The sequence below is a fragment of the Streptomyces sp. NPDC089915 genome (genome assembly GCF_040684675.1).
Lineage (GTDB): Bacteria > Actinomycetota > Actinomycetes > Streptomycetales > Streptomycetaceae > Streptomyces.
On the sequence record NZ_JBFBGN010000009.1, the window covers coordinates 63,230 to 86,743 of the forward strand.

The following is a 23,514-nucleotide window of genomic DNA, read 5'->3' on the forward strand; positions in this document are numbered from 1 at the left end:
TCGGGGGATCGAATCAATCAGGAGTTAGTCAGTGAGCGCCATGTCTCTTGCCCTGCTGCTGACCACGGCCGCTGCCACGGCCGTGGGCGCTGCTGCGCTGCACGCCGTACACGGACTGCGCAAGCAGGTGTCGGCCCTGCGCGATGAGCTCGCCCTGCCGGCCCACGCCCGCGGCGCGAGCGTTCCGCACGCCCGCAGCGCCGTCGAGTCCCCCGCCGCCGAGATACGAGCCGCCGTGGCCGCCGCCCTCGCCGAGGAGCGCGAGCGCGAGCTGGCCGAGGCGCGGGCCTTCTGGGCCGCGCAGGAGGCCCGTGACGCCGCCGACGCCCCCAGCCTGCTGGGCGGGCTGGCGGGGCTGGGCGAGGACGGCCCCGTCTTCCTGCCCCGGCAGGCGGACCTGGTCGGCCTGGAGCCCGTCCTGGGCGACGACCTCGCCGACGAGTACCCGGAGTACGCCGAGGATTCGGCCGAGCTGGCCGCGGCCCGCCGGCGCCACCCGTCGCACCCCGACTTCGTCCCGGTCCAGCCGCACCCCGGCGCCGACCACGAGCGCACCGTCAGCCGCCTGGAGGAGCTCGCGGAGGCCCGTACGGCCCTCGCGGACGTCCGCCCCGGCCCGCTGGGCACCCTCGACGTGTACGTCTTCGCGGACGGCACCACGCTGTGCATGACCCCGGGCCACCGGGAGACGGCGGAGCGCCTCGCCGAGGCCCTGCGCTCGGGCACGGCACCGGTCCTGCTGGGCGGCTCGGGCATCTCCGGCGCCTACGCCCTGACCTTCTCCTGCGGGGACGCCGAGGACCCGGACAACAACGTCTACATCCTCGCGGACCGCGTCATCGCATCGCTCTGACTTCCGCCCGCTCCACCAGCGCCACGGCCTCGTCCAGCACCTCGGACGGGGCCTTCGCGCTCGCCGGGCCCGTCCCGGCCGCGCGCAGCGCCTCGGCCAGGTCCAGGCCGGCCACGGCCACCTGGTCGCCGACGACGAAGACCCCCTCGTCCGGCATCACGCGCGCCGGAGCCGCCCCCGAGGGGTCCTCCAGCCGCTGCGCCGCCGCGGCCAGCCCACGGGCCAGTTCCAGGGCCTCCGCGGCCGCTCCGCGCTGGAGCCGGCTCTGCGGGGCGGCCCGCAGCCGGTCGGCGAAGCGTTCCACGGCGGCGGTCAGGGGCGAGGTATCGAGCACCCGGCCGACCTTACGCGCCGCCGCCGCACCATTGCCAACGGGCGAACTCTCCGGCACGGTGCAGTGAAGAGAAGTGAAGGGAACAGCACGGCGACACCCCCCGGAGGCGCCCATGTCCGTTGAGTTCTCCGAGCAGACCCACCGCAACATGATCGACAGAATCCCCCAGACCACCGGTCGTGAGATCTCCGACTGGCTCCGCACCGTCGACGAGGGCCCCTCCCTCCTCCGGTTCGAGGAGAAGGTCAGCTGGCTGCTCGGCGCGCACGAGCTGTCGCACGGCCAGGCGAAGGCGATCGTCCACGAGTACGGGCTGCGCAGAGCCGCCCGCCGGTTCGGCTGAACCCAGGCCCCCTTGCCCCAGGAAGCCCCCGAGATGCGGGAAGGCCCCGCGAGCATCGCTCGCGGGGCCTTCCCCGTGCTTGTTGCGCCTACCGGTACGACTAGTCGTCGCCCGAGAGGATCTGGAACAGGCGCAGCAGCTCCAGGTAGATCCACACCAGGGTCATGGTGAGGCCGAAGGCGGCCAGCCAGGCCTCCTCGCGCGGGGCGCCGTAGGTCACGCCGTCCTCGACCTGCTTGAAGTCCAGGGCGAGGAAGAACGCGCCGAGGACCACGCCGACGATGCCGAAGACGATGCCGAGCGGGCCGCTGCGGAAGCCGAGGCCGTCGCCGCCGCCGAAGACCATGAACAGCGAGTTCGCGAGCATCAGCAGGACGAAGCCGAGGGCCGCGGCCATCACGAAGCCGGTGAACCGGCGCGTGACGCGGATCCAGCGCATCTTGTACGCCACGAGCACGGCGGCGAAGACGCACATGGTGCCCAGCACGGCCTGGATGACCACGCCCGGGCTGAGGTAGTGGCTGGTGGCCGCGGAGATGACGCCGAGGAAGAAGCCCTCGAAGGCCGCGTAGGCCAGGATGATCGCCGGCGAGGGCTTGCGCTTGAAGCTCTGGACCATCGCGAGGACGAAGGCGACGAGCGCCGCGCCACCGGCGATGACGTACGACTTGTTGAGGTTCGCCGGGTCGACGGGCATGGCCAGCCAGGCGACGGCCGCGGTGACGATCAGGGTGCCGAGCGTCATGGCCGTACGGCTCACGACGTCGTCGATGGTCATCGCGCTGCCGCGGGCCGGCGCGGCCGGCATGCCCGTGTTCGGGTCCACGGCGTAAGGATTCGTCGCGTACGGGTTGGTCGCGGTCCCGGCCTGCGCGTACTGCGCGTCGAAGCCCGCGTAGCCGCCGTTGTCGCGGCTGAACCCCCGTCGCGAGAAGACCGGGTTACTGCTCCTCATCTCACTCCTCCATGGCCACCGTGCGCGGCCTTAGCGTCAAGGGTAATGCGTTCGCAAAAAAAGCACCCTACTGCTGGAGGAGGATCTTAGGAGAAGGCGCGGCGGACCGCCGGGGATAAACCGGAGGGGGTCCCGGGGGCGGCGCGGGGGCCGCGGCTGAGCGGCGGAAGTGCCCGGAGCCGGACTTGAACCGGCACGGCCCGAGGGCCAGCGAGGTTTAAGCTCGCCGTGTCTGCATTCCACCATCCGGGCAGGGCAGCGGGCCCCGTGGTAAAAGCCTTGAACGCTGCGGTGAGCCTATCCGGAAGACCCCGCCCGGCACGGGCCCGTCTATCCGATGTTGTCTGATTTTATTGGCGATTGAGTGGGCGTCAGGACCGATAAGTCACGGTCGGCAGCGCTGAGGGTGACCCTCGCCCCCGCCTGCGGAATGACGTGATTTCGCTGCCCCGCGCCACCCCGGGCCACCCCCGCCCACCGGCCCCCGCGCCGGCCACTCCGACGGCCCCTCCTCCGGCTCTCCTCGGGGCTCCCGTCATACCAGAGGAGGAGACGACCGGGGCCCCGGTCAGACTCCAGTGGGCCGTCGAACGGGCACCTCGGCTGATCCCCCGGGGGTAGGGCCGAGGTGAGGATGGAAGGGTCCCGCCACCGCGCAGCAGCACCGCCCGACAGGAGTCCCCCCGTGACCGCCATGAACTACGCCCCGCAGCACACCGCCCAGGCCGTGGCCGCCCGCGCCACGCAGCTCTCGAAGGTGTACGGCCAGGGCGAGACCCAGGTGGTCGCGCTGGACAACGTCTCCGTGGACTTCGGCCGCGGCCAGTTCACCGCGATCATGGGCCCCTCCGGCTCCGGCAAGTCCACCCTGATGCACTGCGTCGCCGGCCTGGACACCTTCTCCGGCGGCTCGGTCCGCATCGGCGACACCGAGCTCGGCACCCTCAAGGACAAGCAGCTGACCCAGCTGCGCCGCGACAAGATCGGCTTCATCTTCCAGGCGTTCAACCTGCTGCCGACCCTGACCGCCCTGGAGAACATCACGCTCCCGATGGACATCGCCGGCCGCAAGGCGGACAAGCAGTGGCTGGACACCGTGGTGGACATGGTCGGCCTTTCCGGCCGCCTCTCCCACCGCCCCACCCAGCTCTCCGGCGGCCAGCAGCAGCGCGTGGCCGTGGCCCGCGCCCTCGCCGCCCGCCCCGAGATCATCTTCGGCGACGAGCCCACCGGAAACCTCGACTCCCGCTCCGGCGCCGAGGTCCTCGGCTTCCTGCGCAACTCGGTGCGCGAGCTCGGCCAGACCGTCGTGATGGTCACCCACGACGCGGTCGCCGCCTCCTACGCGGACCGCGTCATCTTCCTCGCCGACGGCCGCATCGTCGACGAGATGTACGCGCCCACCGCCGACGGCGTGTTCGACCGGATGAAGGCCTTCGACGCCAAGGGCCGCACCAGCTGATCGGTCACTGATCACCGAAGCCACGAACAGACTTCCAGCCCAGGACTGATATCCCCATGTTCCGTACCGCCCTGCGCAACGTCCTCGCGCACAAGGCCAGGCTGCTGATGACGGTCCTCGCCGTCACCCTCGGCGTCGCCTTCGTCTCCGGCACCCTCGTCTTCACCGACACCCTCGGCAAGGCCCTCTCCGGCCAGTCCGCCAAGAGCTACGACGGCATAGCCGTCTCCGTCACCTCGTGGGGCCCCTCCCGCACCGAGGACGGCACCAAGGAGGGCGAGCCCGGCATCAGCCAGCAGACCCTGGAGAAGGTCAAGGCCGTCAAGGGCGTCGACACCGTCTCCGGCCGGGTCTCCGGCTTCGCCGGCGTCGGCGACGAGAACGGCAAGCTGATCGGCTCCGGCTGGGCCAACAAGGGCTCCAACTTCGTCCCCGTCAAGGACGGCAAGGACCCCCGCTACACCTTCACCGACGGCGCCGGCCCGGCCAAGGACGACCAGATCGCCCTCGACAAGGAGTCCGCGGCCAAGGGCGGCTACAAGGTCGGCGACAAGGTCCGCGTCGCCACCAACGGCCCGGTCAAGGAGTTCACCCTCACCGGCGTCTTCACCACCGAGGACGGCGCCGTCAACGCCGGCGGCAGCCTGGTCCTCTTCGACACCAAGGTCGCCCAGGAGCTCTACCTCCAGCCCGGCTTCTACGACGAGCTCGCCGTCGGCGCCAAGGCCGGCACCTCCGCCGACCAGCTGCTGGCCGACGTCAAGCCGCTGCTCGACGCCAAGCACACCAAGGCCCAGACCGGCAAGGAACTCGCCGCCCAGCAGGCCAAGGACATCGAGAAGCAGATGAGCAGCTTCAGCACCATGCTGCTCGCCTTCGCCGGCATCTCCCTCTTCGTCGGCGTCTTCCTCATCTACAACACCTTCACCATGCTGGTCGCCCAGCGCACCAAGGAGCTGGCCCTGCTGCGCGCCGTCGGCGCCAAGCGCGGCCAGGTCATGCGCTCGGTGCTCGCCGAGGCCCTGGTCATCGGCGCCACCTCCGCCGCGATCGGCCTGGCCGCCGGTATCGGCCTGGCGGTCGGCATGCGCTCCCTGATGGACTCCATCGGCGCCAAGATCCCGGGCGGGGACCTCGTCATCGCCCCGGGCACGGTCATCGCCGCCCTGCTCATCGGCGTCGTCGTCACCACCCTCGCCGCCCTGCTGCCGGCCTGGCGCACCGGGCGGATCGCCCCGGTCGCCGCCATGGGCAGCGCCCACCTGCCGGCCACCGCGAAGTCCCTGGTCGTGCGCAACGTCCTCGGCTCGCTCATCAGCCTCGCGGGCATCGGCACCGTCTTCCTCGGCGTGTCCATGGGCGGCGACGGCCGGATGGTCATCGGCGCCGGCGCGGCCCTGATGCTCATCGGCATGATCGTGCTGCTGCCGCTGCTGTCCCGGCCGGTCATCGGCGCCGTCCGCCCGCTCCTGCAGAAGGTCTTCGGCGTCCCCGGCAAGCTGGCCGCGCAGAACGCCGTGCGCAACCCGCGCCGCACCGCCGTCACCGCCGCCTCCCTGGCCATCGGCCTCACCCTGGTCACCACCCTGTCGGTGCTCGGCATCACCATGGGCACCGCCGTCGACCGGATGAGCACCGACAAGCTGAGGGCCGACTACAAGGTCTCCATGGCCGGCGGCATGGGCGGCCTGGACAAGTCCGTGGCCGAGACCCTCGCCAAGGCCCCCGGCATCAAGGCCGTCTCCCCGCAGGCCGACGGCTACTTCAAGGTCGGCGACAGCTTCCGCTCCGCCTCCGGCGTCAACCCGGCCACCATCGGCGACCTCCTCAACATCGAGGTCACCTCCGGCTCCCTGGCCGCCCTCGGCAAGGGCGAGGCCGCCGTCGCCGAGAGCACCGCGAAGAAGCAGAACCTCACCGTCGGCTCCACCCTCCAGGTGCAGTTCGAGGACGGCCAGAAGGGCGCCCTCCGGATCGGCGCCGTCTACAAGGACCTCGAGGGCCTGCTCTCCCCGTACGTCCTCGACAACAAGGTCCTGAGCGCGCACACGGACCAGCAGAACGTCCGCGAGGTCTACGTCAACGCCACCGCCGGCGACTCCAAGGCCGGCCAGCAGGCCGTCATCGACGCCCTCGGCAAGAACCCGGCGATGACCGTCGCCACCCAGCAGGACATGCGCAACGAGATGGGCGGCATCATCAACACGATGCTGAACGTCATGTACGGCCTGCTCGGCATGGCGCTGATCATCTCGGTGCTCGGCGTGGTCAACACCCTGGCGATGTCCGTCTTCGAGCGGACCCAGGAGATCGGCATGCTGCGGGCGATCGGCCTCGACCGCGCCCGGGTCAAGAACATGATCCGCCTGGAGTCCGTGGTGATCTCGCTCTTCGGCGCGGTCCTCGGCATGGGCATCGGCCTCTTCCTGGCCTGGGCCGTGGGCAGCACCGTCGCCAAGTCGGTGCCGGGCTACGAGCTGATCCTCCCCTACGGCCGCCTCGGCGTGTTCCTCCTGCTGGCCGCCGTCGTGGGCGTCCTGGCCGCCATGTGGCCGGCCCGCAGCGCCGCCCGGCTGAACATGCTGACCGCCATCAAGACCGAGTAACCCGGCGGCGGACGGGACGCGGAAGGGCCCCGGGGCACATCGCCCCGGGGCCCTTCCGCGTTCCCGCGCCCGGAGGGGCGTACGGGTCTACGCGCCGCCCCAGACCCGGGCGCGCAGCGGCATCCCCGAGGTCCCGCCGCCGCCCGGCCTGACCGCCAGGATCTGGTTGACGCCCAGGCGGGCGTGCTCGAAGCCCAGCGCGGACGCCGCCATGTACAGCAGCCACACCCGGGCCCGGCCGGGCGAGGTGAGCCGTACGGCCTCGTCCCAGTGCTCCTCCAGCCGCGCCACCCACGCCCGCAGCGTCAGCGCGTAGTGCTCGCGCAGCGCCTCCACGTCGCGGACCTCGAAGCCGGCCTTCTCCAGCTCGCCGACGGTGGAGCCGACCGGGGAGAGCTCACCGTCGGGGAAGACGTAGGCGTCTATGAACTCGTCGATCTCGTACGCCGCCTCGTCGGGCTCCGGCGGGCGGCCGATCTGGTGGTTGAGCAGGCGTCCGCCGGGGGCCAGCAGCGCGTGCAGGATGCCCGCGTACTCGCGGTAGCGCTCGGAGCCGACGTGCTCGGCCATGCCGATCGAGGAGATCGCGTCGTACGGGCCGTCCTTGACGTCCCGGTAGTCCTGGACGCGGATCTCGATCCGGTCGGTCAGGCCCTCCTCCGCGATCCGCTTGCGCGCGAAGGCCGCCTGCTCGGTGGAGAGGGTGATGCCGGTGACCCGGACCCCGTACTCGCGGGCCGCGTGCAGGGCCATGGATCCCCAGCCGCAGCCCACGTCGAGGAGCCGCTGACCGGGCTTGAGGGCGAGCTTGCGGCAGACCAGGTCGAGCTTGTCCCGCTGCGCGTCCTCCAGGGTGGCGCCCTCGGTCCAGTAGGCGCACGAGTAGACCATCGAGGGGCCGAGGACCCGCTCGTAGAACTCGTTGCCCACGTCGTAGTGGTGGCTGATGGCGTGCCGGTCGCGGCTCTTGGAGTGGATGATGCCGCCCTGGCGGACGGCCTCCTCCGGCGGGGGCGCGGGCCGGGTCCACGGGCGGGACAGGGCCAGGAGCTCGCGTACGGCGGCCCGGGTCGCCGGGTCGCGCAGCAGCGCGGCCGTGCCGGCGGCGCCGGAGGCGCGCGCGGGCAGGTGCGGGCGCAGCGCGGCGAGCTTGGCGAGGCCGCTGCGGGGGCGGCGGACGGGGACGGGCGCGGCGGGGTGCTCGCGCTCCCAGACCAGGCCGGCCACCTTGTCCAGCAGGTCGAAGAGGTCGCCTTCGACGGTCAGGTCCCCGGTCACCCAGGCGCGGGCGAGCCCCAGCTCGCCCGGCTTCCACAGCATGTGGCGCAGGGCGCGGCGGTTGTTCAGCACCAGGACGGGGCCGGCGGCGGGGCCGGACTCACTGCCGTCCCAGGCCCGTATGCGGACGGGCAGGGGGGCGCCCAGCAGGGTCTCTGCAAGGGCGGCCAGCCGCGGCGCGGCGTCGGTCATCGAGGCACCTCCAAGGTGTTCCGACCAACCGGCTACCCACAACCGTTCGGGGGCATTCTCCGCCGAATCACACCTGGACCGCACCTTGAGCACACCTTGACCCGGCGGTACGCCGAAGGGGCCGCCCGCACCACGGATGGCGGGCGGCCCCTTCGGGGTCGTGCTCGGTGAACCGGAGTGCTCCGGGTCAGGAGGCCTTGGCCTTCTCGGCCGGAGCCGCGGCGGCGGCCGGGGCCGGCGCCGGCTTGGCGGCCTCGTAGAACTCCTCGCGCGGGGTCTCCAGGGCGCCGAGGGCGACGACCTCGCGCTTGAGGAACATGCCGAGGGTCCAGTCCGCGAAGACGCGGATCTTGCGGTTCCAGGTCGGCATGGCCATGCCGTGGTAGCCACGGTGCATGTACCAGGCGAGACGGCCCTTGAGCTTGATCTTCATCTTGCCCATGACGATCATCGCCACGCCCTTGTGGAGGCCGAGGCCCGCCACCGCACCCTTGTTGGAGTGCGCGTACTCCTTCTGCGGGAAGCCCCGCATGCCGGAGACCACGTTGTCGCCGAGGACCTTGGCCTGGCGCAGCGCGTGCTGGGCGTTCGGCGGGCACCAGGCGTTCTCGACGCCGGCCTTGCGGGCGGCGACGTCCGGGACCTGGGCGTTGTCGCCGGCGGCCCAGATGTAGTCGCTGCCCTGGACCTGGAGGGTCGGGGCGGTGTCCACGTGGCCGCGCGGGCCGAGCGGCAGGCCGTAGCGGGCCAGCGCCGGGTTCGGCTTGACGCCCGCGGTCCACACGATGGTGTTGGAGTCGACCTCGAGGCCGTTCTTCAGCACCACGTGGCCGTCCACGCAGGAGTCCATGGAGGTGCCGAGGTAGATCTCGATGCCGCGCGACTCGAGGTGCTCCTTGCCCCAGGTGCCGAGCTTGGGCCCGACCTCGGGAAGGATCTTGTCGGCCGCGTCGACCAGGATGAAGCGCATGTCCTCGCGCTTGATCGTGGAGTAGTACTTCGCGGCGTCGCGGGCCATGTCCTCGACCTCGCCGATCGTCTCGGCACCGGCGAAGCCGCCGCCGACGAAGACGAAGGTGAGGGCCCTGCGGCGGACGTTCTCGTCCGTCGTGGACTCGGCCTTGTCGAGCTGCTCGAGGACGTGGTTGCGCAGGCCGATGCCCTCTTCGACGCCCTTCATGCCGATGCCCTGTTCGGCCAGGCCGGGGATCGGGAAGGTGCGCGAGACGGCGCCGAGCGCGATCACCAGGTAGTCGAAGGGCAGCTCGTACGCCTCGCCGACCAGCGGCGTGACGACGGCGACCTTGCGGTCCTGGTCGATGGTGGTGACCCGGCCGGTGAGAACCTCAGCCTTGGGCAGCACGCGTCGCAGCGGGACGACGACGTGCCGAGGCGAGATGCTGCCTGCGGCCACTTCGGGGAGGAAGGGCTGGTAGGTCATGTACGAGCGCGGGTCGACGACCGTGACGGTCGCCTCGCCGTAGCGCATCTTCTTCATGATGCGCTTGGCTGCGTACAGGCCTACGTACCCACCTCCTACAACGAGGATCCTGGGACGCTCCGTGGTGCTCATGAGATGAGTATCCAGCACCCCAAGGGGTGATGCTCGTGAGCCCCTTCACAAGGAGCTGGGAGACCTCTGCTACACTGCGCGCCCCGCGTGACCCAGATCATGGCACGCAACGGGAACCACGGTGTAACGGGATTCGTTGTTCACCCGCCCTGAACTGGCCTCCAAGGCCTCAACCGGACTGGACCACTGGCGTTCGTCCTTACCTCTGATACGAAACCCGTAGCGTCCGCGCATCGCACAAACAGGTGCTGAAACGGCCCTGCGACCCCCAAGAACCCCTCGAACGACCCTCTTGTTGACCCTGAGGGCCCTTTTTCCTTGTGAAGAACTTCACGAACTTGGTTCGCGGGAGCGCCTTTTCGGCCTCACAGGAGCCCCGCACTGCCCTCGCACTGCCCCCGCCCCGGGCGTGCTCCCCCGCCCCACCAGCCACTCATCGGGTGGAACGCGATATTCGGCCACAGCCCCGCACGACGGCCGCCGCAGGAACGCCCTCGGAACGCCTTCGGAACGCTCGAGGGGGCGTCCGGACCCGGACGCCCCCTCGTACACCCCTGATGGCGGACCGGTCAGGCCACGGACCAGGCGATGCCGTCCAGGATGTCGTGCTCCGAGACCACGACCTCGGCGGCGCCGGTGCGCTCCATGATCGCGAGGAGGACGAGGGCGCCCGCGCCGATCACGTCGACCCGGCCCGGGTGCATCACCGGGATCGCCGAGCGCTCGGCGTGGGTGGCCGTCAGCATCCGCCCGCTGATCTCGCGGACCTGCTCGTAGGAGATCCGCGAGTGGTGGATCCGCTCGGACTCGTACGCCTCCAGGCCCAGGGCGATCGCGGCGACCGTGGTCACCGAGCCGGCCAGGCCCACCAGGGTGCGGGCCTCGGCCAGCGGCACCGCCTCGGCCGCCAGGTCCAGGGCCGCCTCGATGTCGGCGCGCATGGCGGCGATCTGCCCGGCGGTCGGCGGGTCGGTGACCTCGCCGTCCACCACCAGGTGGCGCTCGGTCATCCGGACGCAGCCCACGTCGACCGAGCGGGCCGCCCGCACGTGCCGCTCGCCGACGACGAACTCGGTCGAGCCGCCGCCGATGTCCACGACCAGGAAGGGCCGCTCCAGGTCGGTGCGGCCGGTCAGCTCCCTGGTGGCACCGGTGAAGGAGAACTCGGCCTCCTGCTCCCCGGAGATCACCTCGGGCTCCACGCCCAGGATGTCCAGGACGCCCCGGACGAAGTCCGCCCGGTTCTCGGCGTCGCGCGAGGCCGAGGTGGCCACGAAACGGACCCGCTCGGCGCCCAGCTCCTTGATCACGGCGGCGTACTCGCGGCAGGCCGCGAAGGTGCGCTCCAGGGCCTCCGGGGCCAGCCGGCCGGTCTTGTCCACGCCCTGGCCGAGCCGGACGATCGTCATCCGGCGGTCGAGCTCGACCAGCTCGCCGGTGGCCGGGTCGCAGTCGGCGACCAGGAGGCGGATGGAGTTGGTACCGCAGTCGATGCCGGCGACCCGGGTCACTCGGACTCCTCTTCCTTCGCCCCGCCGGAGCAGGGGGTGACGCAGGCGCCCTTGGCCCACCACTCGGGCAGCATCGCCAGGGCCTCGTCGCCGAACGGGTTCACCCCGGGGCCGGCGGCCAGCGAGTGCCCGACGAGCACGTGCAGGCACTTGACCCGGTCCGGCATGCCGCCGGCGCTCGGGAAGCCCTGGAGCACCTCGATGGCGTCACGGCGCTCGATGTAGTCCTCGTGGGCCCTGCGGTACGCGGCCGCGAGCTCCGGGTCCTCGGCCAGGCGGGCCTGCATCTCCTTCATCACGCCGTTGGCCTCCAGCGTGCCGATCGCGGAGGCCGCGCGCGGGCAGGTGAGGTAGTACAGCGTGGGGAAGGGGGTGCCGTCGGGGAGGCGCGGGGCCGTCTCGACGACGTCCGGCTGGCCGCAGGGGCAGCGGTGCGCGATGGCGCGCAGCCCGCGCGGCGGGCGGCCGAGCTGCTGCTGGAACGCCTCGATGTCGGCGTCGGTCGGCTCGGTCCGGTCGGTCTGGGGCGGGGGCGTCTGCATGCCTGGAGGAAGTCTCTTCGTTCGGTCGTACGTGACGGTCGTGACGGTCGTGTCGGGTGGTTCAGTCGCCGGGGCGGTCGGCCTTGTCGACCCCGTCCCAGACGTTGGAGTACCAGGGGCGGTCGGAGCCGCTCTGGCCGCCGCGGCGGTGCTCCGCGGCCGCGGCGCCGGGGTCGGTCATGATGTAGCCGATCTCCCCCGGGCGCAGGAAGTGCAGGTGCCGGCGCGCCTGCTGCTCCGCGTAGGCGGGGTCCTGCCAGCGCGCCTTCTCGTCGCGGAGCTGCTCCAGGCGCTTGCGCGCGGTGGCGGCGGCCCGCTGCTGGTCCGCGATCTCCGAGCGCTGGGACACGTACTGGCGCATCGGATACGCGAGGGCGACGACCAGCGTACAGAGGACGAGCACCAGCAGTGCCGCCCGGCCGGTGAGCCGGCTGCGGCGCACCTGCCGGCGGGACTGCGAGCGGTAGACGTGGGCCGCGGTCCGCTCGCCGAGCTGCCGGAGCCTGGTCGCCGTGGAGAAGGTGGAGAACCGATCCCGGTTCCCGGCCATTGGTCCGCCTCCCCTGGTGCGCGCTACGCAATACGTCCCCGCACACGGTACGGGACCGAGTGCGGGGACGTAGGGAGGCTAGGCGAGGACTCAGCCCTTGAAGCGCGGGAAGGCGCTGCGCCCGGCGTACACCGCGGCGTCGTCGAGGATCTCCTCGATGCGCAGCAGCTGGTTGTACTTGGCGACGCGGTCCGAGCGGGCCGGGGCGCCGGTCTTGATCTGACCGCAGTTCACGGCGACGGCGAGGTCGGCGATGGTGACGTCCTCGGTCTCGCCGGAGCGGTGGGACATCATGCACTTGAAGCCGTTGCGCTGGGCCATCTCGACGGCGTCGAGGGTCTCGGTCAGCGAACCGATCTGGTTCACCTTGACGAGCAGGGCGTTCGCGGAGCCCTCCTCGATACCGCGGGCCAGGCGCTCCGGGTTGGTGACGAAGAGGTCGTCGCCGACGATCTGGACCTTGGCGCCCAGGCGGTCGGTGATGGTCTTCCAGCCGGCCCAGTCGTCCTCGAAGAGCGGGTCCTCGATGGAGACGAGCGGGTACGCCTCGACGAGCTCGGCGTAGTAGTCCGTCATCTCGGCGGCCGAGCGGGACTGGCCCTCGAACTCGTACTTGCCGTCCTTGTAGAACTCGGACGCGGCGACGTCGAGCGCGAGCGCGATGTCCTTGCCCGGGGTGTAGCCGGCCTGCTTGATGGCCTCGATGATGAGGTCGAGCGCGGCGCGGTTGGACTCCAGGTTCGGGGCGAAGCCGCCCTCGTCGCCCAGGCCGGTGGACAGGCCCTTGGTGTGCAGGACCTTCTTGAGGGTGTGGTAGACCTCGGCACCCCAGCGCAGCGCCTCGGAGAAGGACTCCGCGCCGATCGGGGCGATCATGAACTCCTGGATGTCCACGTTGGAGTCGGCGTGCGACCCACCGTTGAGGATGTTCATCATCGGAACGGGCAGCAGGTGCGCGTTCGGGCCGCCGAGGTAGCGGAAGAGCGGGAGGTCCGAGGCCTCCGACGCGGCGTGCGCGACGGCGAGGGAGACGCCGAGGATGGCGTTGGCGCCGAGGGAGCCCTTGTTGTCGGTGGCGTCGAGGTCGAACATGGCCTGGTCGATCAGGCGCTGCTCGGTGGCGTCGTAGCCGACGAGCTCCGGGCCGATCTGCTCGATGACCGCGAGGACGGCCTTCTCGACACCCTTGCCCATGTAGCGGCTGGGGTCGCCGTCACGGAGCTCGATGGCCTCGAAGGCACCGGTGGAGGCGCCGGACGGAACGGCAGCACGGCCGGTGCTGCCGTCGTCGAGGCCCACCTCGACCTCGACCGTGGGGTTGCCTCGGGAGTCCAGGATTTCCCGGGCTACGACGACGTCGATGGACGGCACGAGCATCTCCTTCTGGGATGTGACGCTGGGTGTGCGGTGGCGTGTGGCCTGGGACGGCCTCGCCGACTAGAGCCTAACCGGCTCCGGGCGGTCGGCCAGCCGACCGCCCGGGTCCTGGGACGAAAAAGGGGCTGAATACCCGCCTTCCAGGACATAGGACCCTGGAAAATCGGGGGCCCGGCCCCGGACATGACGACGCCCGGCGCGCGGGGGGATGCGCGCCGGGCGTCGATGCCACGGGCCGTACCGGGGTACTGCTCGGTGTTACCGCTCAGGTGTTACGCGGGAATTCAGCTGAGCTTCAGCTTCTGACCCGGGAAGATCAGGTCGGCGTCCTGGACGGTGTCCTTGTTCAGGTCGAACAGCTTCTGCCAGCCGCCCTTGACGCCGTTGGCGTCGGCGATGGTGCCGAGGGTGTCACCCTCCTTGACCGTGTACGAGCCGTTGCCGGTGGCCGGGGTCTCGGTCTTCGGCGCCGACGGCTTCGACGGGGCCGGCTTGGACGGGGTCCAGTTGCCGGAGCCCGAGCCGGTGCTCTTGGTCTCGGTGTCGGCCTTCGGGGTGGAGGGCTTCGCCGGGGCGGGCTTGGCCGGGGCCGGCTTGGTCTCCGGCTTCGGCTTGGCCGGGGTGGTGGTCGAGCCGCCGCCGTTGTAGGCGGAGTTCGACAGGCCGACGCCGCAGGACGGCCAGGCGCCCTTGCCCTGGCCCTTGAGGACCTTCTCGGCGATGGCTATCTGCTGCGACTTGCTGGCCTGGTTGGCCTGCGAGGCGTACGCCTTGCCGCCGTACGCGGCCCACGTGGAGGCGGAGAACTGGAGGCCGCCGTAGTAACCGTTGCCGGTGTTGATGGACCAGTTGCCGCCGGACTCGCACGCGGCGACCTTGTCCCACTCCGAGACGGTGGCGGCGCTGGCGGAGCCGGCGGCCATCAGCGGAGCGGCGACGGCCACACCGGCGACACCGGCGAGCGTGACGATGCGGACGGCCTTGGAGCCGCGGCGGTGCTTGCCCTTGCCGGAAAGCAGCATGGAGTTCTCCTCACCGACGCCTTCGAGGTGAGCTGTCGGGTTCGGGCGGATGAGTTGCCCGGCCGCGCTGCTGCGCGTCTTCACCCCTAGCCGGTACGCGGACCGTCTCTCAACGGCCTTTCCCGGCAACTACCTTGGTTCCCCCGCTCCTGCCAACGGCGCTTGCGCGACGACTGTTCCCTCCGGCCGCCGGCAGGATTCGGCGATGCGGTCGAAGGAGCCCGCGGTGGCGGGCGACTCAGAAGGTAGGCAGGTCTCTCCCCGATGTTCAACGTGTGATTTTGGGGAGAAACCGGCCTACTTGCGTTGCTCGGGACTACGTTTGCGCAGGTCGGAGCGGGGTTTGCGGAAGTTCCGGAATGAGACACGCCAGTTGTCCGGAAGAGATGCATGTCTCACTTGCCGATAACGGACATTCAGCCCGTAACGACTGCCCGAACTACCCCTATTTCTTGGTTAGATCCAGGTTCTGGCCGGGCTTGATGAGGTCCGCGTCCGTGCCGATGACCTGCTCGTTGGCCTTGTAGAGGGCGCTCCATCCGCCCTTGAGGCCGTTGGCGTCCGCGATGGCCGCCAGGTTGTCGCCCGGCTTCACGGTGTACGTGGGCTCCGCGGCGGCGGCTGACGCCGTGCCAGGGGCCGCCGGCACCTCGATGGCGGCCGGGCCGCGGTGCTTGCCGTTGCCCTCGGAGGCCCCTGTGGCGGGAGTGGTCGAGGGGGAGGGGGTGGCGCCCGGGGTGGCGGGGGCCGTGGGGTCGACCGGGGCGGTGGGGGTGCCCGGGGTGGTCGGAGTGGCCGGGTTGCCCTGGTTGTTGGAGTTGCCCGGGTTGCCCTGGTTTCCCTGGCCGTTGCCCTGGTCGCCCGGGTTCGCGGGGGTGGTGGGGGTGGCGGGGGTGGTGGGCGGGACGGTGGGGCCGGTCGTGGTGGGCGGGACGCTGTAGTCCGGCTCCGGCATGACGGGCAGTCCGCTGTTGGCGCCCAGCGGGTAGTCCGGCAGCACGCTCGGGGAGGGCGTGCCGGGCGCCGGGGTGGGGGCCCCGAAGTCCGTGGAGGGATCGCTCTTGCCGGTGGAGGGCACCGAGAAGTCGGGGCGGACCGGGGTGGCGCCGACCGGTCCGGGGGTCTTGGAGGTCCCGGTGTCCACGTCGGGCTTGGGCCCGTTCTTGGCCAGCCCCGCCGAGGCGGAGCACAGCGGCCACGCCTGGGGGCCCTGGGAGTCCAGCACCCGCTCGGCGACGGCTATCTGCTGGGAGCGGCTCGCGAGGTCGGGGCGCTCCGCGAACTCCAGTCCGCCCGCGTTCTTCCACTGCTCCAGGGTGAACTGGAGTCCGCCGTAGGCCCCGCTGCCGGAGTTGGCGCTCCAGGTGCCACCGCTCTCGCAGTCGGCGACCTTGTCCCACGTCGCGGTGTCGGCCGCGTTCGCGCCGGTCGCGGCGAGCAGCGGCAGGGCCAGCGCTGAGCCGGTGACACCGGCGGTGACGACGATGGCGGGGACCTGACGGGGGCGTCTGTGGCGGCCGTTCCCGGGAAGCATGAGGCTGCACCTTTCGCATAACGGCGGGGTAACGGCAGAACCTAGCCCCCTTCGAACGGATGTCACAAGTTCGGTCGAGGCCTGAATTCCGGTCAGTTCCGCCGCCCCGCCGGGCTTCGCGCGCCCCCTCAGGCGTTCGGGACTGTGAAGCGGACGGGCAGGGTGCGCAGCCCCCGCATGATGAGTCCGCCCCGCCAGCGCAGGTCCGTAGGGGGAACCGCAAGTTCCAGATCCGGCAGACGCTTCAGCAAACTCGCGAGCGCCGTCTGGCCCTCCAGACGGGCGAGCGGGGCGCCGAGGCAGTAGTGGATCCCGTGGCCGTACCCGAGGTGCTGATTGTCACTCCGGGAGAGGTCGAGGGTGTCCGGATCGGCGAAGCGGGCCGGGTCGCGGTCGGCCGCCGCGAGGACCACCAGCACGGGGTCGCCGACGGCGATGTCCTGCCCGCCGAGGGACAGCGGCCGGGTGGCGAACCGCCAGGTGGCCAGCTCCACCGGGCCGTCGTAGCGCAGCAGCTCCTCGATCCCGGTCTCCAGCAGGGCGGTCTCGCCCGCCGCGAGGGAGTCCTGGAGGCGGACGCGCTGGTCCGGGTTCATGAAGAGGGAGTGGACGCCGTTGCCGATGAGGTTCACGGTCGTCTCGAAGCCGGCGAAGAGGAGGATGAAGGCCATCGCGGTGGCCTCGGCCTCCGTCAGGTGGTCTCCGTGGTCGCTCGCCCGGATCAGGTCGGAGATGAGGTCATCGCCCGGATCGTCCCGCTTGCGGTGGATCAGTTCCCCGAGATAGGTGCGCATCCGCTTCACCGACCGGGCGACCCCGCCGCGCGGTCCGCCGCCGTGGCGGATCATCATCCCGGCCCAGTCGCGGAAGTCGTCCTGGTCCTCGCGCGGTACGCCGAGCATCTCGCAAATGGCGTAGATGGGGAGCGGGAACGCGAACTCGTGGATGAGGTCGGCCTCCCCCTTCCCTTCCGCCCCGGCCTTCTCGACGATCCGGTCGAGGAGGTGGTCGGTCAGCTCCTGCACGCGCGGGGTGAACTCCGCGACGCGGCGCGGGGTGAAGGCCTTCGACACCAGCCGGCGCAGCCGGGTGTGGTCCGGCGGGTCGATGTTGAGCAGGTGGGTCATCAGCTCCGCCTTGCGCTCCCCGGGGATCCCGGTCTTGCCCTTGGCGTGCGCCGGCTCCGCGTGGTGCGCCGGGTTCTTGCTCAGCCGCTGGTCGGCGAGGGCCTGGCGGGCGTCCGCGTACCGGGTCACCAGCCAGGCCTCGACCCCGCTGGGCAGCGTGGCGCGGTGCACCGGGGAGTGCTCGCGCATCCAGGCGTAGGCCGGGTAGGGGTCGGTGGCGAACTCCCAGTCGAAGAGGGTCGGCGCCTCGGGGACGGGAGGGGCGGGCGGGGTGGGCGGGGTGTCGGGGGTCTGCTCGTGCACCCGTCGACGGTATCCCGGCTCGCTACCGGCCATCCCTTATATACGGTTCGTCGCGGCTGTCCGCAGATCGGCCATCACTTGACGGCGGCTTGTCGGACATTCCTACTTCGGTCCTGTGGACGTGAGGATCTTGAAGAGCAGTTTCGCGGTGGTGGAGAGACGGGCCGAGCACGCGGTCAAGTTCTTCTACTCCCACCTCTTCTGGCACAACCCCGGGATCCGCCGGCTGTTCCCGGAATCCGCCGGGGACCTGGAGCGCCAGCGCGACCGGCTCTTCGCCGCGCTCACCCACGTCGTCTCCCACCTGGAGAACGACACCCTCCTCCCCTATCTCCGCGACCTCGGCCGCGACCACCGCAAGTTCCTCGTCGGCCCCGAGCACTACGCCGCCGTCGGCGCCAGCCTGCTCGCCGCCCTCGCCGCCACCTCCGGCGCCGCCTGGACCCCCGAGGTCGAGAAGGCGTGGGCCGAGGCCTACCAGGTGATGGCCGACGCCATGACGGCCGGCGCCGCCGCGAGCGAGGACCCGCCCTGGTGGGACGCGGAGGTCGTGCGGCACCTCCAGTACGGGGAGGACATCGGCGTGCTGACGCTGGCCCCCCGCACCCCGCTCCCGTACCGGCCCGGCCAGTACGTCAGCGTGAGCAGCGAACGGGTCCCGGCCGTCTGGCGCACCTACTCCCTCGCCAACGCCCCCCGCCCCGACCACACGGTCGACCTGCACGTCAGCCGGATCGAGGGCGGCCGGCTCAGCACCGCCCTGGTCCGCGAGATCCAGCTCGGCGAGACCCTGCGGCTCAGCGCCCCCGCCGGCCGGCTGACCCTGCGCCGCGCGGACCGGCCCCTCACCTTCATAGCCGCCGGCACGGGGTGGGCGCCCGTGCGGGCCATGCTGGAGGAGCTCGCGGAACACCCTCCCGACCGGGACGTACGGCTCTTCCTGGCCGCCCGGGACTCCGCGCACCTCTACGACCGGCCGTGGATCGACGCGCACGCCGCCGCCTTCCGCCGGCTCGGCGTCACCTACATCACCCCCGCGCCCGGACGGCACCGCAACCAGGCCACCGCCCGGCTGGCCACCGCCCTCGGCAACCGGGCGCTCTGGCCCGAGCAGGACGTCTACCTGAGCGGGCCGCCGGTGTTCATGGAGGAGACCGCCCTCCTGCTGGAGGAACTCGGGGCCCGCCCAGACCGGCTCTTCCACGACACGGTCCCCGTCCCCGGCGCCGCCCGCGGCGGGCGCCCGCTGGGCTTCGGCGAGTGGTTCCTGCACCGCCCGTCCCCGCACTGGCACAACCCGTCGGACCGCGCGCCGCGCGGCTAATGCCTCTTCTCTGTTGGGAGGCATGTGGCGCGGACGGGCAGGTGCGCATCACGGAAGCCAATGCTTCAGCGTCACCGGCACGCATGTGCCGCGGGCGGCCGGCCGCGCAACGCGCGGCTAATGGTTCCGCCCCTCCGGAGAGCATGTGGCGCGGCCAGCCGACCCCGCCCCGCGCGGCTAATGCCTCCGCACCGTCGGAAGGCATGTGGCGCGGGGGCCGGGTGCGCAACCGGCCCGCTAATGCTCCAGCGGAAACAGAAAGCATTAGCCGCCCACGGGAGGGAACCCCGCCTCCGGGGCTACTCCCCCACGCCCTCCGCCGCGCGGATCGCGTCCCGGTAGACGCGGGCCGCCGCGCGCAGTGCCGTCTCGGGGTCCGTGCCCGCCGCCTCCGCTCGGGCCGCCAGCTCCAGCAGCTCGTAGCCGATGCCCTCGCCGCGGGGCAGCTCCACCGGGACCCCGCCCGCGCGGGCCCGGCCGGCCAGCTTCGCCGCGAGCGCGAGCCCGGGCTGGCCCAGCGGGATCCCGTCGGTCACCGACTCCCGCCGCTTCTCCACCGCCTTGGTGGCCTGCCAGTGGGCGCTGACGTCCTCCGGGGACTCGGCCGTGGCGTCCCCGAAGACGTGCGGGTGTCGTCGGATCAGCTTGTCGACCAGGTCGCCGGCGACGTCGTCGACGGAGAAGGCCTCCGCCTCCTCGCCCTCCTCCCCCTCCAGGCCCTCCTCGGCGATCCGCGCGTGGAAGACCACCTGGAGCAGCACGTCGCCGAGCTCTTCGCGCAGCGCGTCCCGGTCGCCGTCCTCGATCGCCTCGACCAGCTCGTACGCCTCCTCGATGGCGTACTTCACCAGCCCCTCGTGGGTCTGCCGGGAGGTCCACGGGCATTCGCGGCGGACCCGGTCCATCACCTGCACCAGGTCCAGCAGCCGCGCGCCCGGCAGGTCGTACGAGCCCGGCAGCAGCTCCAGGTCCGGCATGGCCACCCGGCCCGAGCCGGCCAGCCGGGCCAGCCCGTCGGTCAGCCGCTGGTCCCCCTCGCCGCCCGGGATCACCACGACGGTGCGGCCCCCGGCGCAGGCGTCGACGAGGGCGTGGGCGTCGGGGGCCTCGTGCGCCACGTCCACCCCGGCTTCCCGCAGGTACGGAAGCTGCGGGTGGCCCGGGTCCGCGCACAGCACCCGGTCGGCAGCGTGCAGGGCCTGCCAGGCCGGCCAGGACAGCAGCCCGGGGGCGACCCGGTGGCTGGCGGTCAGCAGGACGATCCGCCCCGCGTCCTCAGCGGAGGCGGAGGCAGAGGCAGAGCCTGAGACGAAGGCAGAGCCGGAGGCGGCGTCGGGCGCGGGGGCGGGTTCGGCGGTGTGGTCGGTCACCCTCCGAACCTACCTCCGCCCGCGGGCGTCAGGCTCCGGCGGGGGCCGCCTGCTCGGGCACCGTCTTCTGGATGATCCACGGGGTCTGCTGGTCGCCGAGCAGGATCTGCTTCTCGTCCCAGCGGCCGTAGCGCGGGTTCACCTCGACGTGCAGCTCCTTCGCCGCCTCCCCGAGCTTCACCAGCGCCTTGTCCTGGCTGCCGTAGTGCGCAAAGAGCTTGTCGCGCAGCAGCTTGAAGCGGGTGTCGGCGTCGATCTGGTCCGGGGCCAGCTGCGCCTGCTCCAGGGCCGCCGCGGCGAGCGCCTTCTCCCCGCCGACCTGCTGGAGCTGCGCCTTGCGGACGTCCTCGATCTCCTTGGTGCTCACGCTCAGCCCGGCGTCGTCCGCCGCCCGCTCCAGGACCGCGGTCTGGATCATCTTGTTGAGTTTGAGCCGCTCCAGGCCGGCGGTGGCCCCGATCAGGCGCGCCCCGTCCTCGGAGCGGTTCTGCGCGGCGCGCACGTCGTTGACCTGCGCCTGGAGCGCGGAGGTGGTGATGCGCTCGCCGCCGACGACGGCCGCGGTGCCGGGACGGGTCCCGCCCGAACAGGCGGCCAGCAAGGGGGCCGCCGCGAGCAGGGCGACGGATACGGAGAGCGCTGTGCGACGGTGCAAAGGAGCCTCCAGGGCCGGGGGATTGTGCGTCGGTGCACAAGGCCGTGCGGTGATCGATGGTATGCAGTCAGAGTGGCCCGAGCCACCGGTTCGACCAACGATTCCAAGGGTGTTGGGGTGCGAATTCACCCCCCGGCTACCGCGGAGCCGGACGTTCCTGCGAAGGTCGGCTCACCATGTCGACTTCGCAGCTCGCTCCGCACCCCACTCCGGAGCGCCCCGCTCCGGCCCCCGTCCGCCGGTCCGGGCGCCGGCCCGGGGTCCTCGGCTCGGCGTTCGCCGCCCTGGTCACGGTGGTGGCCGTGTGTTCCGGGGACGCCGTCGCGCGGGTCTTCCCGTACGGGCACCGCCACCGCAGCGTCAACGACCTCGGCAACCAGTTCGTGCCCTTCCACGCGCACCTGTGGGACCTGCTGCACGGGCGGGCGCGGGGCGGACTGCTGTTCAACTGGCAGTCCGGGTACGGCACCTCCTTCCTGCCCGACCTGGGCACGTACCTGTCGAGCCCCTTCGCCCTCCTGGTGGGGCTCTTCCCGCGCCATGACATCGACCTCGCCGTGTACGTGGTCACCGTCCTGAAGATGGCGGCCGCGGCCGCCGCGATGGCCTGGCTGCTGCGGACCCAGCGGCCGGGGCCGTGGTGGGCGGCGGGGCTGCTGGGCGCCTCGTACGCGCTGTGCGGCTGGTCGGTGATCGAGGCCTCGTACAACCCGATGTGGCTGGACGGGCTGATCGCCTTCCCGATGCTGTGCCTGACCGGCGAGTGGGCGCTGCGCGGGCGGCGGCCGCTGCTGGGGGTGCTGGTGGTGGCCGTCTCCTGGACGGCGAACTTCTACACCGCCTACATGGCCACGCTGGGCGCGGCGCTGGTGCTGCTGGTGCGGGTGGTGCTGACCCGGGAGGGGGTGCGCGAGCGGGCCCGGGTGATCGGGCGGGCGGCGGTGACGACCGTGCTGGGGATGGCGCTGACCGCGCCGCTGCTGGTGCCGCTGTTCCTGAGCTCGAAGCAGGCCTACCCGGGGTGGTTCAAGGAGTTCTCCCCGGTGCCCTGGTCGGACCTGTTCGCCCGGCTGATGCCGGCGACGTACTCCTTCGGCTCCCCGGCCGTGTTCGTCGGCACCGGGACCCTGCTGCTGGTGGCGGCGCTGCCCTTCCACGGGGCGCTGCCGGCGCGCACCCGGCTGTGGTGGGCGGGGCTGGTGGCGGCGGTGCTGCTGTCCCTGCAGTGGGCGCCGACCCATCTGGCCTGGCACGTCTTCGCGACCCCGAACGGCAGCCCGTACCGGCAGACCTTCGTACTGGCCGGGATCGTGGTCATCGCCGCCTGGACGGGGCTGTCGGCCGGGCTGCCCGCGGTAGGGGCCCTGGCGGGCGGGGCCGGGGTCCTGGCGGCGGCCGCCGCCTGGGCGGCGGGCAGCGCGCTGGCCACCGGCTGGGGGTACGCCCTGTTCTGCGGCGGGCTGGCTCTGACGGCGGCGGCCTGGTGGGCGCTCGGCCGGCGACGGCTGCTGCTGCCGGCGGCCGCCGTGCTGGCGGCGGCGCTGGTGGCGCAGGCCGCCGCGACCACCGCGTACGGGCACAAGGCCACGCTGGCCGGGCTGGACGACTACCCCTCCTGGGGCCGCTCCCACACCTCCCGCGAGCGGGCCCTGACGCGGGCCGACGGCTGGCCGGCGTACCGCACCGACGCGGGCCGGCCGGCGCTGTCGGGCAACGATCCGCTGCTGCTGGGCGGCGAGGGCGGCTCGTACTACAGCAGCCACACCCCCGACGTGCTGACCCGCACGATGGCGGCGCTGGGCGCGGGCTGGACCTCGCGCGGGCGCAGCGTGCAGAGCCTGGACAACCCGGTGACGGACGCCCTGTTCTCGGTCGGGGCGCGGCTTAAGGCGGACGGGAAGGTGGTCCGCGCGGAGGCGCTGCCGCTGGTCACCGTGCGGCCGGCCGGGCCGCCGCAGCGGTTCGGCGACTCCCCGTTCGCCAACCAGGAGCTGCTGCTGGGCGCGAAGGTGTACGAGGAGCCGGTCGCGCCCGGGGTGTGCCGGTCGGGCACCGACCCGTTCCTGTGGGCGCCGGAGTACAGCGGCTCGGCCAGCCTCGCGGACGGCCGCCCCTCCCGGCTGAACGGGACCCAGCCGAAGAACCGGGCGGCGCTCCAGCCGCTGGGCCGCTCGCACGGGGCGTCCTCGCAGCTCGTCTTCGACCGCCCGGCCCCCGCCCGGTGGACGCTGGGCTGTCTGGACCGCTCGAAGCTCACGGCGGCGGTGGCCGCCCTACGCGCCCCGGCCGCCACCTCGGTGCGGGTGTCCGACGCGGGCCTGACCGCCACCCTGCCCGCCGGGAGCACCGGTACGGCGGTCGTCGCGGTCCCGGCCGTCGCCGGCTGGAGCTGCCAGGGCCGTCCGGCCGGGTCGCGGCTGGGGCTGCTGGCCGTGCCCCTGGACGGCCGCACCACCACCCTGCACTGCGCGTTCACCCCGCCCGGGCTGCTCCCGGGCGCGGGGCTGGCGGGGCTCTCCGCACTGGTGGTGGCCGCGCTGGCGGTGCACCGGCGCCGCCCCTCGTACCTGACGGCGCTGACGCGGCGGGGGCGGCGGGGCTGA

General features: G+C 72.2%; 19 protein-coding genes, 1 tRNA gene and 1 riboswitch. Of the genes, 6 read left to right on the forward strand and 14 right to left on the reverse strand.

Annotation, left to right across the window (positions count from 1 at the left end; all coding sequences use genetic code 11):
• Positions 1–40 precede the first annotated feature (40 nt).
• A complete protein-coding gene (locus AB0O29_RS04970) occupies positions 41–853 on the forward strand; it encodes a hypothetical protein (RefSeq protein WP_365146283.1) in 813 nt (270 codons plus the stop codon).
• On the opposite strand, the gene AB0O29_RS04975 is transcribed toward AB0O29_RS04970, so the two are convergent.
• Positions 837–1,187, reverse strand: a complete 351-nt coding sequence (locus AB0O29_RS04975; RefSeq protein ID WP_365146202.1) for a hypothetical protein — start codon at positions 1,185–1,187, stop codon at positions 837–839. The genes AB0O29_RS04970 and AB0O29_RS04975 overlap by 17 nt on opposite strands.
• Before the next feature lie 112 nt (positions 1,188–1,299).
• On the opposite strand from AB0O29_RS04975, the gene AB0O29_RS04980 reads away from it, so the two are divergent.
• Positions 1,300–1,530, forward strand: coding sequence for a DUF4287 domain-containing protein (locus tag AB0O29_RS04980; protein WP_365146204.1), 231 nt, complete (start codon positions 1,300–1,302; stop codon positions 1,528–1,530).
• Positions 1,531–1,630: 100 nt separating this feature from the next.
• On the opposite strand, the gene AB0O29_RS04985 is transcribed toward AB0O29_RS04980, so the two are convergent.
• Both AB0O29_RS04985 and AB0O29_RS04990 read right to left on the reverse strand, forming a co-directional pair.
• Positions 1,631–2,485, reverse strand: coding sequence for a Bax inhibitor-1/YccA family protein (locus AB0O29_RS04985; protein WP_365146207.1), 855 nt, complete (start codon positions 2,483–2,485; stop codon positions 1,631–1,633).
• A 170-nt stretch (positions 2,486–2,655) separates the two neighbouring features.
• A tRNA-Leu gene (locus AB0O29_RS04990) sits at positions 2,656–2,737 on the reverse strand.
• 442 nt (positions 2,738–3,179) lie between these two features.
• Between AB0O29_RS04990 and AB0O29_RS04995 the strand changes: the two genes are divergently transcribed.
• Positions 3,180–3,947 carry an ABC transporter ATP-binding protein gene (locus AB0O29_RS04995; protein ID WP_079431756.1) on the forward strand — a complete coding sequence of 256 codons (768 nt, stop codon included), beginning with the start codon at positions 3,180–3,182 and terminating at the stop codon, positions 3,945–3,947.
• Positions 3,948–4,003: 56 nt separating this feature from the next.
• Entirely contained in the window at positions 4,004–6,553 is a 2,550-nt protein-coding gene (locus AB0O29_RS05000) for an FtsX-like permease family protein (protein ID WP_365146210.1), read from the forward strand.
• Between the two features lie 87 nt (positions 6,554–6,640).
• Here the strand turns inward: AB0O29_RS05000 and AB0O29_RS05005 are convergent, their stop codons facing one another.
• The 9 genes from AB0O29_RS05005 to AB0O29_RS05045 all read right to left on the reverse strand — a co-directional run bounded on the left by AB0O29_RS05005 (position 6,641) and on the right by AB0O29_RS05045 (position 17,562).
• Complete coding sequence (locus AB0O29_RS05005; protein WP_365146213.1) at positions 6,641–8,023, reverse strand: cyclopropane-fatty-acyl-phospholipid synthase family protein; 1,383 nt, start codon at positions 8,021–8,023, stop codon at positions 6,641–6,643.
• A gap of 187 nt (positions 8,024–8,210) precedes the next feature.
• Positions 8,211–9,596: an NAD(P)/FAD-dependent oxidoreductase gene (locus AB0O29_RS05010; protein WP_365146216.1), complete on the reverse strand. Its 1,386-nt coding sequence runs from the start codon at positions 9,594–9,596 to the stop codon at positions 8,211–8,213.
• A gap of 569 nt (positions 9,597–10,165) precedes the next feature.
• The gene (locus AB0O29_RS05015; RefSeq protein ID WP_365146219.1) at positions 10,166–11,107 is read right to left on the reverse strand and encodes a Ppx/GppA phosphatase family protein; all 942 of its coding nucleotides are present in this window, start codon (positions 11,105–11,107) and stop codon (positions 10,166–10,168) included.
• Positions 11,104–11,649 (reverse strand): DUF501 domain-containing protein, encoded by a 546-nt coding sequence (locus AB0O29_RS05020; RefSeq protein ID WP_365146222.1) that lies wholly within the window; start codon positions 11,647–11,649, stop codon positions 11,104–11,106. Before AB0O29_RS05020 ends, AB0O29_RS05015 begins: the two co-directional genes overlap by 4 nt.
• Positions 11,650–11,710: 61 nt before the next feature.
• Positions 11,711–12,199, reverse strand: coding sequence for a septum formation initiator family protein (locus AB0O29_RS05025; RefSeq protein WP_344168591.1), 489 nt, complete (start codon positions 12,197–12,199; stop codon positions 11,711–11,713).
• Between the two features lie 90 nt (positions 12,200–12,289).
• Positions 12,290–13,576: a phosphopyruvate hydratase gene (gene eno, locus AB0O29_RS05030; protein WP_365146224.1), complete on the reverse strand. Its 1,287-nt coding sequence runs from the start codon at positions 13,574–13,576 to the stop codon at positions 12,290–12,292.
• 284 nt (positions 13,577–13,860) lie between these two features.
• Positions 13,861–14,598, reverse strand: a complete 738-nt coding sequence (locus AB0O29_RS05035; RefSeq protein WP_365146227.1) for a transglycosylase family protein — start codon at positions 14,596–14,598, stop codon at positions 13,861–13,863.
• Between the two features lie 2 nt (positions 14,599–14,600).
• A riboswitch (cyclic di-AMP (ydaO/yuaA leader) is annotated at positions 14,601–14,769 on the reverse strand.
• A 274-nt stretch (positions 14,770–15,043) separates the two neighbouring features.
• Positions 15,044–16,132 (reverse strand): transglycosylase family protein, encoded by a 1,089-nt coding sequence (locus tag AB0O29_RS05040; protein ID WP_365146230.1) that lies wholly within the window; start codon positions 16,130–16,132, stop codon positions 15,044–15,046.
• Positions 16,133–16,260: 128 nt separating this feature from the next.
• Positions 16,261–17,562: a cytochrome P450 gene (locus AB0O29_RS05045; protein ID WP_365146233.1), complete on the reverse strand. Its 1,302-nt coding sequence runs from the start codon at positions 17,560–17,562 to the stop codon at positions 16,261–16,263.
• 121 nt (positions 17,563–17,683) lie between these two features.
• Between AB0O29_RS05045 and AB0O29_RS05050 the strand changes: the two genes are divergently transcribed.
• Positions 17,684–18,886, forward strand: coding sequence for a globin domain-containing protein (locus AB0O29_RS05050; RefSeq protein WP_365146236.1), 1,203 nt, complete (start codon positions 17,684–17,686; stop codon positions 18,884–18,886).
• 299 nt (positions 18,887–19,185) lie between these two features.
• Here the strand turns inward: AB0O29_RS05050 and AB0O29_RS05055 are convergent, their stop codons facing one another.
• On the reverse strand, positions 19,186–20,256 hold the full coding sequence (locus AB0O29_RS05055; protein ID WP_365146239.1) for a nucleoside triphosphate pyrophosphohydrolase: 1,071 nt from the start codon (positions 20,254–20,256) through the stop codon (positions 19,186–19,188).
• 28 nt (positions 20,257–20,284) lie between these two features.
• A complete protein-coding gene (locus AB0O29_RS05060) occupies positions 20,285–20,911 on the reverse strand; it encodes a SurA N-terminal domain-containing protein (protein WP_365146242.1) in 627 nt (208 codons plus the stop codon).
• 176 nt (positions 20,912–21,087) lie between these two features.
• Between AB0O29_RS05060 and AB0O29_RS05065 the strand changes: the two genes are divergently transcribed.
• Positions 21,088–23,514 (forward strand): YfhO family protein, encoded by a 2,427-nt coding sequence (locus AB0O29_RS05065; RefSeq protein ID WP_365146245.1) that lies wholly within the window; start codon positions 21,088–21,090, stop codon positions 23,512–23,514.